Origin of the sequence: Pseudoalteromonas sp. 31A1 (genome assembly GCF_011378815.1) — a bacterium.
Lineage (GTDB): Bacteria > Pseudomonadota > Gammaproteobacteria > Enterobacterales > Alteromonadaceae > Pseudoalteromonas > Pseudoalteromonas arctica.
In genome coordinates, this window is the sequence record NZ_WTKY01000027.1 from 1 (window position 1) to 16,518 (window position 16,518).

Sequence of the window (16,518 nt, forward strand, 5' to 3'; positions counted from 1 at the left end):
AATTAATATAAGTGTGCCTGAAAAGAGGCGATTGAGCCGGAAAAAATAGTTAACTTGAGGATATCGCGTAGGATTATTACTAAAACAACGGGGTACTAACAAATAAAACAAAACTTCTTTCAAACTAGTATTCAAAATGGGTTATTGCTAACCCATTTTAACGAAAGCAATTAGATGCTAACGATGTTTTCAGCTTGTGGACCTTTTTGACCTTGAGTAACAGTAAACTGTACACGTTGGCCTTCAGCTAGAGTTTTGAAACCGTCGCCAGAGATTGCGCTGAAATGTGCGAAAACATCAGGACCAGATTCTTGCTCGATAAAACCAAAACCTTTTGCTTCGTTGAAAAATTTAACTGTACCAGTTGTAGTATTAGACATAATAGTATCCTAAGAATTAATAAAAGTGCGCCTTAAATTAGGCAATTTAACAGGAAGAAAACATACATTTAACTGAGGATAACGCGAAGGATTATTACTAAAACAACGTGGTACTTACAAATAAATAGGGTTTTCTGTCAACCCGATGGCAAGCAGGATAACAGTAAATTAAGTTATATACCAAGCCCTATTGTAAATTTATTTTAGAGTAAGTGCTTTATTTGTTTGTTTGTTTTTTAACTAGCTAGTTATGATTGAGATGATCTTTTTAACTTGTAAATTAAAATTAAGTTTATTTTAATCAAAGCTTTATGCTTGTTTTTGTACACAGTTTTAGAGTAGGTAAAATACAGGTTTTAACTGGTTAAAACATGACCTAATTACCTACTAAATTTTTTGATATATATCTTAAATAACGTGATTCATTAGCTCTAAATTACAAATCCAAGTATTAATAATGCAATCCAAAGTGTTTCAGCAACAATTAAAATAATAGGTTTTATACCTACTTCGGTAAGTTTTCCTAAATTAGTTTTCATACCAATGGCTGAAATAGCCGCAATTAAAAAGAACTGCGAAAGTTCGTTAGCGGTTTCAAGCACTATTATAGGAAGAGAAAAGCAGCTATTTATTATCATGAGTATGACAAAGCCAATTAAAAACCCAGGGACTTTAGGTAATTCTCCGTGTTTTTCTTTATTTGAGCGATTAATAACAACCATCATAATAAGTACAACGGGTAGCAACATAGCAACACGTACAAGTTTAGTTAGGGTTGCTATATCGCCAGTCTCAGGTGATACCGAATAACCAGCACCTACTACCTGCGCTACGTCGTGTATTGTGCCGCCTAAAAATACGCCTGCATTATGGGCGTCAAACTCAAGGTAATTAACCACAATAGGGTAGAGGATCATTGCAAGGGTCGACATGGCTGTTACGCCAATAACCGTAAGTAAAGTATCGCGCTCTTTATGTTCGCTGTTTGGCATAATAGAGGAGATAGCTAGCGCAGCAGACGCTCCACAAATAGCAACCGAGCCGCCAGTAAGTGCACCAAAGCGCTTTTGTAAGCCAAATGCGCGCGCAAGTACTACGCCTAAAATAATAGTAGTAAATATAGCGCCCGCTAACATAAGTGCGGTTTGCCAACCCAGTGTTACTAAATCTCCCAGTGCTATGCGTGTGCCTAGCAGCACTATACCTACGCGCAAAACCGTGGTGCCGGTAAAGTCGATACCTTTGGCGCAAGGGCTATCGCTTTGATATAAAAATGAGACTGCCATACCCAGTAACAAAGCAAACAGCATGGCTGGCGCGCCGTAATGCTCACTTAAAAATAAAGCGGCAAGGCCAGTCATTGCAGCAATGCTGGCACCTTGCCATAAAGGTGATATTTTACAGCTTAATTTACTACTTAAGCGCTGCATTACGCTTTAGCTGCGGTAAGTGCTACTAACACTTGGCGTTTACGTTCGCCTATGAAAGGGCGGCGACCATGCATAGCCATTTCGTTATCAACTAAGGCTACATCGCCATCTTGCCATGCAAGATCAAAGGTAAATACTTTAGAAAGCTCAACAATTTTATCAAGGCCTGCTTTAGGAATAGCACTGCCATCGCCAAAGGTAATGGCAACCGATGGGTTTTCGCGTACGCCTTTCCAGCCCATGTAAGCGGCAATCAGTTGGTTATAAAAAACCTGAACGTTGTTTTCAAGAGTTACTACAGCAGGAAGTACCGGTGTAACGGCTTTTAGTGAGCCATCTTCAAGCCACTCCCACTCGTAACCCAGTTCGGTTAATTTGTTATGTGCTTCGTCTTTAGTTTCAACGCTTAGTGTACTTTTCCAGCTTCGGCCTTGGCCTGATGTTGCATCGTCAGCGGCTGGCATATAGGTGGTGTACTTTAGACCTTTGTGTTCAAAGTCATGGGCAAGTTTGCTGTCGTACTCTTTTAATGCGCTAAATAACTTATCTGATCGGCAAAGAGGTGTTGAACCACCTTCTTCTGCGGCCGATTTACAAAAAAAGAATAACTTACTTGGCGATATAGGTGTTTGCGCCATTTCGTGGTGTAAGTATATTTCTACATCTTTTGGTGCTTCGTTGGCTGTAAATACACGCTCGGTAAAATTAATACGCACCGCGTTTGAAAGCGACTCTTTATAAGTAAAATTGTCGTAATCAAACCCAGCTGAAAACGTATCAAATGTTTCGGCGCTATTTACAGGAAAGCCACGAAACAACACAGCTCCTGAGCTGCGAAGTTTTTTGGCCAGTTCGCTTTTATTGGCGCGAATGAAAGCTACCGCTTCTTCAACGGTGCTGGCGTTATTGTTATTAACCACAATGCACGGAAAAACCGAATCATCGAATGTTAATTGAGTTGGCACTGAGGCGTAGTTAATTTCGGTAGCTGACATTGTATGTTCCTAATCGTAAATTGGGTGAAAACGGTTAAAGGCAGCTTCACAAAAGTGCCCAGGGTCGTTAAATCGGCGATTACTATTAAGCGCAGAAATTTGCGCCATTTCTTGCTCTGTTAATTCAAAATCAAACAGTGCGAGGTTTTCTTTCATGCGTTCAAGTTTTGAAGTTTTTGGAATAATGGCAGTGCCACGTTGCACGCCCCAGCGAAGTACGACTTGTGCTGGCGTTTTGCCATGATTTTGTGCAGCCGCTTTAACAACGCTTTGCTCAAGAACCGATTCGGTTTTATCTGCCATTTCAAGCTCAAGATACGAAAGTGCACCCAGTGGTGAAAACGCAGTAACCGGAATATCGTACTGCTTTGCTAATCTTACTAATCGTTCTTGCGTTAAATAAGGGTGCGACTCAATTTGCAACATAGCGGGTTTGATATTTGCGTAGGTCATTAAATCGTGAAGCAGTGCGCTTGAGTAATTACATACCCCAATGCGTTTTGCTTTGTTGCTGTGTACTTGCTCTTCCATTGCTTGCCACGTTAAATATAGCGGCACTTTTGCCAACTCCATTTGTGGGTTTTGCGCGTCTGGGTCAACAAACCATTCTGGTGGATAGCGGGTTTCTATTGGCACAAATGTTTGCGCAATCGGAAAATGAATTAGGTATAAGTCTAAGTAATCTAACTTTAAGTCACTCAGTGTTTTATCAATCGCGAGGCCAACATGCTCTGGTGCATGAAAGGTATTCCACAGTTTTGATGTTATCCATAATTCTTCGCGGGTACATAAGCCATCGTTTATTGCTTGGGCTATGCCATCGCCTACTTGTTCTTCGTTACCGTAGTCTGATGCGCAATCAAGATGGCGGTAACCTGCCTTAATGGCTTGGTATACCGTTTGTGCACAATCTTCTTGCGCTACTTTCCATAAACCGAACCCTACTGGAGGGATATTATTTAATGAACTCATTGGGAATTCCTGTTAAAAATGCATAATGACTTAGGTCTTGTATAAGACATAAGTTATTATACGAATCAAACAGTGTCAATACTGTGTTAACAGCAAAGCAGTAAATGAATGGGTTAAAAAACCTGCAGGCAGCAAAAAGGCAGCGTTTGCTGCCTTTAAAAAATATTTAATTATTATGCGCTAAAGTGGGTTGTTAGCACTAAATAGGCTCTTAATCAGTCGAGCTCAATTTGATAGTGGTAATGATCGCTACGGCATTTGCTCTGGCGGTATTCAATACGCTTACCTTCGATTGATTCGGTAATGCGTGATACCAGCAGCAGTGGGTCGCCAGCTTTTATAGCAAGCATTTTGGCATCATCCATTGTAGCAAGTACGGCTTTAATACTGTCTTGGGTTTTGTGTACAGTTTGGTTAAATTTGGTCTGATAGTAATGGTACAATGTATGCGGAATATCACTACTTTGATGTATATCAGGAAAGTAGCTTTGTGGTAGGTATATAGTTTCGCTCATGCAAAATTCGTTATCAAGAATACGCCTACGAACAAGCTTGGTAACTTTGTCTTTTTTATTGAGTTGTAACGCTTCTATTACTTCAACGGGCGCTGCACAAAGCTCAACCGATAGCAGTTCAGCCTTTGGCAAATCGGCACCTTTACCGTCTGCTTGTAACGGAAAAAACCTAAATAAGGCATCTTGCGCAGTATGTTGCGATACAAACGTACCAACGCCTTGGCGACGAGTTACTATTTTATTGTCGGTTAATAAGTTTAGTGCTTTACGAACCGTACCTTGGCTTACGTTAAATTCTTCAGCAAGGCGAAATTCGCTTGGTAGTGCTTCGCCAGGTACCCAGCGTCTTTCAACAATGAGCTGTTTAATATAATCAGCCACTTGTAAGTAAAGTGGTTGAAAAGCCAAGCTTGGGCCACTTAATTTGTGATCAAACATAGAGTTACTCATTATTATTTACCATTAAATTTAATCCACCTGTAGTTATAGCATAGGTGAAACCTTTTACGCATATTTGCGCTAGCTCAATTAAACGTGAACTACTGCTGTAATGTTTAATAGGCGCAAAATATACATTATGCCTAAAAACAAATCGTTACACTACAATAGCTCACCCTTAGGAAATTAAAAGTGCTCAGTATTTCTTTTGAACTCATTTTGCTTATGGCGCTGTGCCTAAGCCTTGCCACTATTATGCAAACTCTTAGCGGGTTTGGCTTTGGGTTACTAGTGGTTGCAAGCTTTACATTGCTTGATGTATTGCCGCTTACAGCAACTACATTTTTAGTGAGCTTATTAGGTTTGGTTAACTCCACAACTGTGGTGGTTAAAAACCGCAGCTCGGTAAAAGTACCCGAGCTAAAACTTATGTTGTATACCGGTATTCCGTTAATGCTGGTAGGTTTTGTGCTGCTTGAGTTTATGTCGTCGTATTTAACGCACTACTTAAACTTTATTTTAGGCGTAAGTATTTTATTGTGCTGCGCTTTAATGCTGATTGGCCGCGATCGTGCTAATAAGCAAAGCCGTCCTCGTTCGTTTTTAATAGCCGGTGGGGTGAGTGGGTTACTTGGAGGGTTGTTTTCAACCTCAGGGCCACCGCTTGTGTTTCAGTGTTATAAGCAAAGTTGGTCTATTGAAGCTATTCGCAGTACGTTATTAGCGGTATTTACTATTGGCGGGCTAGTACGTGTAGGTATCGCTTTATTTGGTACTTTGCCAGAGCTCGACATTATGTTTTTAATTGCAGCGGCTATTCCTTTAGTGTTGCTAGTTACGCATTTTGCTCGTAAATTAACGCCCTACGTAGACGCTAAATGGATACGCATTATAGCTATTACGCTGCTAGGACTGAGCGGCGTATCGCTGGTGGCTACATCGGCGCCGGGTATATTTTAAAAATCGCGATGTAAATAATTCATCTTAGGGTTATTTACATTGACATGGGGATTACAATTATTTAACTTGTGTCTTATACAAGACTAATAATTGGTTAAGGAACTCCCATGAATGTATTTGAATTACGTGAGCCAGACTGGAACGCAATAGAGCCAGCACGCTTAACCGCACCGCCAAAGTTACAAGGTAATGTGCTGGTTTTGCCCACTCAGTTTGGTGATATTAGCGTAACGATAAGCCAGTTTGGTTTACGTTTAAATGCAGGCACCACACATGACGAGCAGTTTAAAATATTAACCACAACCCCATCAGAATATCCCCTTACACTTAGCAAAAACAATAATGATTACAGTGTAAGCGGTGGCGAATACCGCCTAGAATTTTACAGCGACCCTTTTCATTTCAAACTTTATAAAAACGATGAGCTAGTACAGCAATCAGCAACTGATGGCCACTTTGTACGCCAGCACCGTTTACCGCCACTAGCTAAAACCGATAACGGCTGGATACTAAGCCTTGAGCTTAACTACGACGAAGCCGTGTATGGCCTTGGCGAAAAGTGGGGCAAGCTTGATAAACGCGGCCAACTTATTCGTTCATACAACCACGATGCGCTGGGTGTTAACGCCGAAAAGTCTTATAAAAATACCCCGTATGCATGGAGTCCAGAAGGCTGGAACTTATTTGTACATACACCCGCGCCTGTTACCCATGGCGTAGGTTATGCATTGTGGTCGCAACGCGCTTATGTATGTTTAGTTGAAGATGACGCGCTAGATGTCTTTTTATATCAAGAACAAACACCTGCTCAAAGTATTAACCGCTATTGTGAACTAACAGGTTTTGCACCGGTGCCACCGCAGTGGAGCTTTGGTGTTATTTTATCAAAAGCGTATTACAAAGATGCCGACGAACTACTTAGTGTTGCCCGCGAAGTACGCACTAAAAAAATGCCGTGCGACGTAATTACCCTTGATGGCCGAGCATGGCAAGACACCGACACTCGCTTTGCCTTTGAATGGGACCCAACACGCTACGCCGACCCAAAACCAGTGCTTGATGAACTTAAAGCCATGGACTTTAAAATTTGTGTGTGGGAATACCCGATGATCTCGGTAAATAACCCATTGTTTGCTAAAGCGGCCGAAAACGGCTGGCTTATAAAAGACAAACGCACAGGCAAAGCGTATCAATACGAGTGGGATTTAAGTCCATTTGGCGAAGTACTTACGCCGCTGCCAGAGTCGGGTATTTTAGATTTTACGCACCCTGATGCTTACGAATACTGGCTCGAATCGCACAAGCCATTGTTTGAGCTTGGCGTAGATATGATAAAAGCAGATTTTGGCGAGCAGCTAGAAGACGAAAATATGGTATCGCACAGTGGCGACAGCGGTATAAGATTACACAACGTTTATAGCATGTTGTACAACCGCTGCGTTTATGAAGCCGCCGAAAAATACTGTAAAACAGGGCCATTTTTATTTAGCCGCTCAGCATGGACGGGCAGCCAACGCTTCCCTGCACAGTGGGGCGGTGACCCACAAGCCGATTGGCAAGGTTTAGCGGCGAGTATTCGTGGAAGCTTAGCGTGGGGTATGTCGGGCGGACCGTTTTTTGCAACCGATATTGGCGGTTTTTACAAAGACACTCGCGACGCAGAGCTTTACGTGCGCTGGGCGCAAGCCTCAGTATTTAGCGCACACATGCGCTTGCATGGTATTGGCCCTCGCGAACCGTGGTCTTATACTGAGCAAGCAAGTGACGCGGTATTTGCAGCACTTAAACTACGCTACCAACTTATTCCTTATTTAGAACAAAGTGCAGAGCAAGCGCAGCAAACCGGTTTGCCGATTCAGCGTGCAATGGCACTGACATTTCCTGATGATGTGCTAGCACATAGCTTTGATCAGCAATTTATGTGCGGTGAAAAATTACTGGTTGTGCCATGTGTAGTACCAAAAGGTAAAGTGAAATTTTATTTACCACAAGGCAGCTGGATTCGCTTTCCTGATAAACAAGCTTACGAAGGTGGTAAGTACTACGAGCACACACTCGCACTTGAAGAAATGGCAGTATTTATGCGCGAAGGCGACAGCCTAATGCTTGGCCCAGAGGTTCAACACACAGAACAAGACATGAGCCAATTAACGCCATGGCCTAAATAAAACTCGGCTTAATAAAAAACACACAACACACACACAACACACATACAACACACACAATAATAAAGATATTAGCTTACTTTTTACCGAGTAAAGTAAGCTAAAAGGGGCGCAAGATGGAAGGTATGAACATTACCATGACACTGCTATCGTGCTTGGCGTTTATGGCGCTGGTGGGATATATCTCGTACCAAAAAACCAAAGGGGAAGTTAACACCCAAGATGGCTACTTTTTAGCGGGTCGTGGGTTAACAGGTACATTTATAGCAGGGTCGATGATCCTTACTAACTTATCGGCCGAGCAACTAATTGGCCTTAATGGCTCAGCTTATGGTTACAACCTAAGCTCAATGGCGTGGGAAGTAACCGCAGGGATCTCAACCATTATTATGGCGTTGATCTTTTTGCCTCGTTATTTAGCGGGCGCGTTTTCTACCTTACCTGAATTTTTACGGGATCGTTTTGACGATACCGTACGACGCATGACGGTGATCTTATTTATGGTAGGGTATTGTTTTATAACGATCCCTTCTGTTTTGTACTCAGGATCAATTGCCGTACTTAGACTTTTTGATGTACCCACCTTATTAAATATGAGTTACGAAGCAAGCTTGATTGTAACCATTATTACAGTGGGCTCAGTTGGAGCAATATACGCTGTTTTTGGCGGTTTAAAGGCCGTTGCTGTATCAGATACCATTAACGGAGTTGGGCTACTTATTATTGGTATTTTAGTGCCAACACTGGGTTTAATTGCATTGGGCGACGGGAGTTTTTCAGAAGGATTAAGCACCCTTGTAAACACCGATACAGAAAAGCTCAACGCTATTGGCAGCAGCGACGATCCCGTGCCATTTGGCACTATTTTTACAGGCATGATCTTAGCTAATTTATTTTATTGGGGCACCAATCAGTACGTGATCCAGCGTACACTGGGCGCTAAAAACTTAGTTGAAGGCCAAAAAGGGGTGTTGTTTTCAGGGTACTTTAAAGTGTTAGTGCCGTTTATGATGATGATCCCAGGCGTTATTGCTTACCATCTCTATAAACACGAAAGCCTGCCCACTATCGATTTAGCTTATCCACATTTAGTAAAAGAAGTACTTCCACAGTATTTGTCTGGCTTCTTTTTAGCAGTGCTACTAGGTGCCGTATTTAGCTCGTTTAACTCACTGCTCAACAGCGCAGCAACCTTATTTTGCTTAGACGTTTACAAACCAATGAAAAAAGACAAAGTAACAGACAGCCAACTTATAAAAGTGGCTAAAATTACCAGTATTATTATTGCCGTATTATCGTTTATAACCGCGCCATTATTGATGTTTGCACCCGAAGGCTTATGGCACATTATTCGTGTATTTACAGGTTTCTACAACATTCCGGTCATCACAATTGTATTAGTAGGTTTGTTTACTCGAAAAGTGCCCGCACTGGGCGCTAAAGTCGCAATTATATTCCATATTATTGCTTACACTTTGCTTAAATTTGTATGGGATGTAGACATAAACTTTATCCATATTTACGCTATTTTATTCTTTATTGAATTGGCAATTATGTTGGGTATTGGTTACTACAAACCACTTAAAACACCATGGCAATTTACACGTAAAGCCGAGGTAGACCTTAATCCTTGGAAGTACGCATTGCCTTGCGCCATCGTATTAGTAGGCCTAATTGTTAGCTTATATATATTGTTTTCTCCGCTTGGACTTGTTGGTGGAACCAGTGTGTACTTTGTACCAAGCTTAGTTGCCGTTTGGGCTACAGCCTTTGTGCTTAGCTGGTGGAGCGTTCGTCGTTGGCATACACGCTACGAAAATAGCTTGGCACATATTGGGGTTCCAAAGGCCGCATAACGTGCGGCTGAGTCCTCATTACTTAATTTAAAATTACATTTTATTCACATAATGATTGCATTAAGAAGATAGTTTGTTTAAATTTAAAGCTCTTATATAAGATATAAGAGCTTTAAAGGAAGTATAACAACACACTGCACCGCTTTATTAGCAACCCACACAATTGCTAGCGCGGTACCACACAGCACACACGCACAATATGGAGAATGACATGAGAGCTAAAAAGTCCGTCTTAAGCTTGGCAGTCACGTTAGCAATGACAACCGGTTTAGCATTAAGCACGCAAGTACATGCGCAGCAAGAGCAAGCCGAGCAAGAACAACAAAAAGTAGAAGAAGCTAAAAACGATACGTTTGAAAAAATAGTCGTTACCTCGCAAAAGCGAACGCAAAGCTTAAACGAAGTACCTGTTGCGGTATCGGTACTTAATAGCGATCAAATTAATTCAGCTTTTGCTAATAACATGGAAGGCTTACAGTCACTTGTCCCTTCGGTGAGCTTTAGAAAAGGCACAACAACACGTAACTCAGCGCTAACAGTACGTGGTATTGGTACTATTTCATTTAGTATTGCTGCCGAGCCAAGTGTGGCAACCGTGGTTGATGGCGTAGTACTTGGCCGCTCTGGTCAAGCCTTTGCCGATTTATACGACGTAGACCGCATTGAAGTACTGCGCGGGCCACAAGGTACGTTGTTTGGTAAAAACGCTTCAGCAGGTGTAGTAAACATAACAACAAAAGATCCCTCATACGACACAACCGGCAGCGTAGAAACTTCGTTTTATCAAGATAACGAATATCGTTTTAAAGGCGTTATAAGCGGCGGTTTAACCGACGACCTAGCAGCAAGCTTAACGGTATTTAAAGGTAAATTTGACGGTTACATTGATAACGTTTACAACAACGAAAAAGTAAATGGTTATGACCGCGAAGGTGCACGCGCCGTATTTAAATACGAGCCAGAGGACGACTTAAGCGTAAAATTTATAGCTGAGTTTTATAACGCAGATGACGATTGTTGCGCCGACTTAGAAGCCCTGCCAAGTGGTCGTAATCCTGATTCAAAAGCAGCGCCAAACAGTAACGGCATTGTTGATGGCGTAGCCGATATTGACCTAGACCAACGCAAAGTAGACCATGATTACGAGTCGCGCACAATTGACGAACATAGCGCGTTTTCGGTGCAAGTAGATAAAACAATTGGCGACTATACGTACACGTCAATTACAGCGCAGCGTTCATGGGATAACACAGAATACCGCGAAGGCGACTTTACCTCTATTGCTGGCGACAGCAGTGAGCCGGTATTTGGCGCGCCGTTTCAGTTACATGATATTGGTGCACAGCAATGGGATCAGTTTTCGCAAGAGCTTAGAGTTACATCAAACCTAGCTGGGCCATTTAATTATGTTGCCGGTTTATTTTATTGGAACATGGATTCACAACGTAACTTTACTCGTGATGCAAGTTGTCAAAACAATGGTGGCCAGCTTGATAGCGCAATGGCTTTTTACGCGCAAAATAACTTATCGGGCGCAGAGCTTGATGCTGCACTTAACGACTTAGATGGTTACACGCAAGGTCTAGGCGTTAGCTGTAACGCAAACGATATTGTATCGGCCACTGCTTTTATGAGCACCGAATTTAATAACTGGGCAGCCTTTGCCGATGGTACTTACGATTTATCTGAAGATTTACGCGTTTTATTTGGTATTCGTTACACCGACGACGAAGTGTCGTACACGCATCGCCGTGTAAGTAACGATGTATATGGCCGCACCGGTGTAGGCGTGCGCCCAGCAACACTTAATACAGATGATGAAGGTAAAGCAGAAGAAACCAACGTATCGGGTCGTTTAGGTATGCAATACGATTTAGGCGATGGCCAAATGGTATACGGTACCTACTCGCAAGGTTACAAAGGGCCTGGTTTTAATATTTATTATAACTTTAACCCAGACAACGATAGCCGCGAAATATCGCCAGAAGAGTCAGACGCTTACGAAATTGGCTACAAATACGCAAGCCGCGAATTTGTGTTTAACATGGCGCTTTTTAGAACAGAAATTGAAGGTTTTCAAGCTAACAACTTTGATTGTTCAGACGGCACCTGTATTACCCGCTTAACAAATGCAGGCGACGTAAGCACGCAAGGTGTTGAAGTCGACTTTATGTGGGCTGCAACAGAGTCACTAACGCTTACCGGTGGTGTCGCTTATATTAAAGCTGAAATTGACGAGTTTAATTGTCCGGCAGAAGTAGCTGCAGGTTCGTGTACTGACCGCTCTGGTTTAGATGTTCCATTTTCGCCAGATTTAAAATACTCACTAACAGCTGATTACTTTATTGAAACCGACCATGGCTTTAACGTACACATAAACAGCTCATACATTTACACCGACGAGCAATACTCAGACCTGCCAGATAACGTAGGCGAGTTTAATCCAGCTGCTTTATTACCAGATTACGGTATTTTAAATGCAAGTGTGGGTTTGTCGTTTAAAGATGATGCGTTTAGAGTATCGCTTATTGCTAAAAACTTAACCGACGAAAGCTACGCAACTACCTACAGTGGCGATAACTTCCGTTACCAAATACCGCGTGATGCAGAGCGCTACTTTGGCGTATCGTTTAAGGCGCGTTTTTAATATTTAAATAATTACATTTAATAATTTCCCTGAAAATAAGCGCAACGTTTTACACGTTGCGCTTTTTTAATAAAAACAATCCTTTTGTATGCTTTTTAGGTTTTTTTGTAAATTAATTGTACAGGTGGGCGTTGTTGTTCTATCTTTTTTGTACCTATTTAGGTTCAATTATTAAGGATAAAAATGAAAACTATATTAATTACTACAGGTATTATTTTGGCATCTATTTTTTCTGCACAAGCGAGTGCAGACCAAATGGAATGTTACGTAGATACTCAAGCATATGACCAATTTACTCCTAATCATTGTTTTGCTGTGATTTATGGTAAAAGAACAGCTACAGCAGTATTCAGAGTGGTAGGTAATGGCTCTGACATTGATAGTGTTGTTTGGTCAAATGCTGCGTCGTCTTGTGGCGTATCGGGTACATCATGCTCATTCTCGATAAAATCATTTAAAAGTAATAAAGCAGAAGCAACGGTATTATATACAGATGGTACTTGGAGCAAAGTTTCTGCAACGGCTTCGTTTGAAGATGGTCGTTAATAAAAATAATAACGTTTATTGAATGAATAAGCGCAACGTTTAACACGTTGCGCTTTTTTATTTTTGTGACTTATTTTTGTAATAGTTTAGTCATTTTACTTTCATCAAAATTACCTTTATCAGTCACATCTGTTTTCTATAGTGCAGCGGTTGATCTTTTTTGTGTTTACACATTTCAAAAAATAACCACTAAACAATGGGAATTACGGATGAAAATTAAAAAAGTCGCTGCGGCAATCGCGCTAACGTTAACGTTTAGCGCAGTGAGCCATGCTGATGTACTACCGCAAAGCCAAAAAGACAGCAGCTGGTATAGCGCTGCGCAAACTAAACTAACAACAAAAACAGCACAAGCGCAGGCTACACAAGCCACTAAAGCTAAAAACGTCATTTTATTTGTGGGCGATGGTATGGGTATTTCTACACTTACCGCCGCGCGCATTTTACAAGGGCAGCGTAATAACCAATCTGGCGAAGAAGGTTATTTAAGCTTTGAAGAGTTCCCATACTCTGCACAAGTTAAAACGTATAACGTAGATGCTCAAACTCCTGATTCAGCAGGCACGATGACGGCTATTATTTCGGGTGTAAAAACCGATGTGGGCGTTATTGGTGTAGACGAAGATATTGAACGCGGCGTGTGTTCAACAGTGGCAGGTAACGAGCTAATTACCGCGACTGAATTGGCTGAAATTAAAGGGCTATCTACCGGTATTATTTCTACAGCACGTATTACTCATGCAACCCCTGCTGCCACATATGCTAAATCGGCTGACCGTAACTGGGAAGACGTATCAGATATGCCAGAAGATGCAGTAACGGGTGGCTGTGAAGACATTGCATCGCAACTGGTTAACTTTGAAAAAAACCTAGAAGCACGATTTGTAGGGACCGACGTAGACGGCCTTGATTTTGTAATGGGGGGCGGTCGTCGTCACTTTTTACCAAAAGACGAAACAGCTAACTCAACAGATGCAGTAAGTGCTATAGAAGGCGACCGTACTGACGAGCGCAACTTAGTAACTGAGTGGCAAACACAATACCCAGATGCTACGTACGTGATGGATCAAACAGGCTTTGATGCAATAAGCGATGACGCCACTAAAGTATTTGGTTTATTTAACGAATCCCACATGCAATACGAAGCTGACCGCGCAAACGATGTAGCGGGCGAGCCTTCACTTACCGATATGACCACTAAAGCAATTGAAGTGCTTGGTAAAAACGATAATGGATTTTTCTTAACGGTTGAGTCGGGACGAATTGACCATGCGCACCACGCAGGTAATGCATACAACGCGCTTAACGACACCATTGAGTTTGCTAAAGCCGTGCAAGCAGCGGTAGATAACACAAACCCAGAAGAAACCCTTATTTTAGTAACCGCCGATCACAGCCATGTATTTACTATTGCAGGCTACCCTAAGCGTGGTAATCCAATTTTAGGTCAAGTAGTTGCAGTAGGTGCAACAACACCAAGCTTAGCCGCCGACGATATGCCGTACACCACCGTAGGTTACGCAAATGGTTTAGGTTTTAGAAACTTAGGCAGTGAGACCAACGCTGATGCAAGTTACACAAGTGCCGCTATTGCAGGGCGTGTTGAGCTAAATGGCGTAGATACAACAACCCCAGGCTTTCACCAAGAAGCAACTGTACCAATGGGCTCAGAAACACACGCGGGTGAAGACATATCTTTACATGCAAAAGGTCCTGGTGCTCAGCTAGCACAGGGCGTAATTGAACAAAACGTTGTATTTCATTTAATTAATCAAGCTCTTGAACTAACTCAGCAATAATGGCGGCTAACATGAACAAATTAACGGTACTTTCTTTGGCAGTAATGGTCGCGCTAGCAGGTTGCTCGAGTGACGATAACAAAAATGAAAACAATATTATCGCAGTAGATAACGCTATTGCAGTGGGCTCTGAGCAGTGTATTAATGGCGGTGTAGAGACGCAAGTAGGCGCAGATACCAATAATAACGACGTGCTAGATAGCGATGAAGTTAACTCAACTAATTTAGTGTGTAATGCACCTGCAACGTCGTTAACAAGCGAGCAGTTAGCCTCACTCACTAGTAATACATGGTTTAGTGAAGCACAAACAAAATTAGGTGCTGCACAAACAGCCAGTAGCAACATTGTTACTGAATCAGGCAAAGCTAAAAACGTAATTTTATTTGTGGGCGATGGTATGGGTATTTCTACCATAACCGCAGCACGTATTTTAGCGGGTCAGTTAGAGGGCGAAATGGGTGAAGATCACCAGTTAAGCTTTGAAACTATGCCTTTTTCAGGCTTTGTAAAAACATATAACGTAGATGCGCAAACGCCAGATTCGGCAGGCACTATGACTGCAATGGCATCGGGTGTTAAAACCGACGCAGGCGTTATTGGTATTGATGAAGCGGTTGAACGTGGTAATTGTGCATCAGGCAAAGGGCACGAACTTGTTACCTCGTTAGAGCTTGCTGAAATTGCAGGTAAAGCAACAGGGATTATTTCTACAGCGCGTATTACTCACGCTACACCCGCTGCAACGTATGCTAAATCGGCAGAGCGTAACTGGGAAGATATCTCTGATATGCCAGAAAGTGCCGCAACGTGTGAAGACATTGCATCGCAACTGGTTAACTTTGAAGCCAACCTAGAAGCACGCTTTAGTGGTGTTGATGTAGACGGTATTGACGTAGTAATGGGCGGCGGTCGTCGTCACTTTTTACCAAAAGATGCCGCGTTTAATTCAGCCGATGCAGTAAGTGCTGTTGAAGGGGATCGTACAGATAACCGCGATTTAACCGCAGAGTGGAAAACGCAATATCCAAATGGCACTTACGTAATGGATCAAACCGGTTTTGATGCAATAAGTGACGACGCCACTAAAGTGTTTGGCTTATTTAACGAGTCCCACATGCAGTACGAAGCTGACCGTGCAAACGATGTTGCAGGCGAGCCTTCGCTTTCAAAAATGACCGAAAAAGCAATAAACGTACTTGATAACAACGAGCAAGGTTTTTTCTTAACGGTTGAGTCGGGTCGAATTGACCACGCGCATCATGCGGGTAACGCTTATAACGCGTTAAACGACACTATTGAGCTTGCCAAAGCCGTTAAAGTGGCGATGGAAAACACCAACCCAGAAGAAACATTAATAGTTGTAACTGCCGATCACAGCCATGTATTTACCATTGCCGGTTACCCTAAACGCGGTAACCCAATTTTAGGTAAAGTGGTTGCAGTAGGTGCAACTGAGCCAAGCTTAGCTGCAGACGATATGCCTTATACAACGGTTGGTTACACCAATGGTGGTGGCTTTAGAAACCTAGGTAGCGAGACTGATGCCGATGCAGGTTACGCGTTTGCACCGGTTACAGGGCGTGTTGATTTATCTGACATTGATACAACCACACCTGGTTTTCATCAAGAAGCACTGGTACCAATGGGCTCAGAAACTCACGCCGGTGAAGACGTAGGCGTTTATGCAATGGGACCAGGTGCACACTTGGTAACAGGCACAAACGAGCAAAGCTTTTTATTCCATGTAATGGACTTTGCGGCTGATTTAGTTAAAACAGCCGACGAAAAAGTAACGCAGTAAATATCGTCTAGTT

12 protein-coding genes are annotated in these 16,518 nt (G+C 42.3%); 7 read left to right on the forward strand and 5 right to left on the reverse strand.

Going from position 1 to position 16,518, the window contains the following annotated elements; genetic code table 11:
- Nucleotides 1–170: 170 nt before the first annotated feature.
- From GQR52_RS18250 to GQR52_RS18270, 5 genes are all read right to left on the reverse strand, one after another.
- Nucleotides 171–380 (reverse strand): cold-shock protein, encoded by a 210-nt coding sequence (locus GQR52_RS18250; protein WP_006792548.1) that lies wholly within the window; start codon nucleotides 378–380, stop codon nucleotides 171–173.
- Nucleotides 381–811: 431 nt separating this feature from the next.
- On the reverse strand, nucleotides 812–1,810 hold the full coding sequence (locus tag GQR52_RS18255; protein WP_165729356.1) for a YeiH family protein: 999 nt from the start codon (nucleotides 1,808–1,810) through the stop codon (nucleotides 812–814).
- Entirely contained in the window at nucleotides 1,810–2,805 is a 996-nt protein-coding gene (locus GQR52_RS18260; protein WP_165729357.1) for a TauD/TfdA family dioxygenase, read from the reverse strand. Before GQR52_RS18260 ends, GQR52_RS18255 begins: the two co-directional genes overlap by 1 nt.
- A 9-nt stretch (nucleotides 2,806–2,814) precedes the next feature.
- A complete protein-coding gene (locus GQR52_RS18265) occupies nucleotides 2,815–3,777 on the reverse strand; it encodes an aldo/keto reductase (protein WP_165729358.1) in 963 nt (320 codons plus the stop codon).
- A 215-nt stretch (nucleotides 3,778–3,992) separates the two neighbouring features.
- Nucleotides 3,993–4,742 carry a GntR family transcriptional regulator gene (locus tag GQR52_RS18270; RefSeq protein WP_024589596.1) on the reverse strand — a complete coding sequence of 250 codons (750 nt, stop codon included), beginning with the start codon at nucleotides 4,740–4,742 and terminating at the stop codon, nucleotides 3,993–3,995.
- A gap of 180 nt (nucleotides 4,743–4,922) precedes the next feature.
- Here GQR52_RS18270 and GQR52_RS18275 point away from each other — a divergent pair, with 180 nt between their 5' ends.
- The 7 genes from GQR52_RS18275 (at nucleotide 4,923) to GQR52_RS18305 (ending at nucleotide 16,505) form a co-directional block, all read left to right on the forward strand.
- Complete coding sequence (locus GQR52_RS18275; protein ID WP_346774288.1) at nucleotides 4,923–5,690, forward strand: sulfite exporter TauE/SafE family protein; 768 nt, start codon at nucleotides 4,923–4,925, stop codon at nucleotides 5,688–5,690.
- Between the two features lie 107 nt (nucleotides 5,691–5,797).
- Complete coding sequence (locus tag GQR52_RS18280) at nucleotides 5,798–7,858, forward strand: alpha-xylosidase (RefSeq protein WP_165729359.1); 2,061 nt, start codon at nucleotides 5,798–5,800, stop codon at nucleotides 7,856–7,858.
- Nucleotides 7,859–7,971: 113 nt separating this feature from the next.
- A complete protein-coding gene (locus GQR52_RS18285) occupies nucleotides 7,972–9,711 on the forward strand; it encodes a solute:sodium symporter family transporter (protein ID WP_206017548.1) in 1,740 nt (579 codons plus the stop codon).
- Nucleotides 9,712–9,922: 211 nt separating this feature from the next.
- Nucleotides 9,923–12,358, forward strand: coding sequence for a TonB-dependent receptor (locus GQR52_RS18290; RefSeq protein WP_165729360.1), 2,436 nt, complete (start codon nucleotides 9,923–9,925; stop codon nucleotides 12,356–12,358).
- Nucleotides 12,359–12,541: 183 nt separating this feature from the next.
- Entirely contained in the window at nucleotides 12,542–12,904 is a 363-nt protein-coding gene (locus GQR52_RS18295; protein ID WP_165729361.1) for a hypothetical protein, read from the forward strand.
- Between the two features lie 209 nt (nucleotides 12,905–13,113).
- Nucleotides 13,114–14,703: an alkaline phosphatase gene (locus GQR52_RS18300; RefSeq protein WP_165729362.1), complete on the forward strand. Its 1,590-nt coding sequence runs from the start codon at nucleotides 13,114–13,116 to the stop codon at nucleotides 14,701–14,703.
- 11 nt (nucleotides 14,704–14,714) lie between these two features.
- Nucleotides 14,715–16,505: an alkaline phosphatase gene (locus tag GQR52_RS18305; RefSeq protein WP_165729363.1), complete on the forward strand. Its 1,791-nt coding sequence runs from the start codon at nucleotides 14,715–14,717 to the stop codon at nucleotides 16,503–16,505.
- Nucleotides 16,506–16,518: the final 13 nt, after the last annotated feature.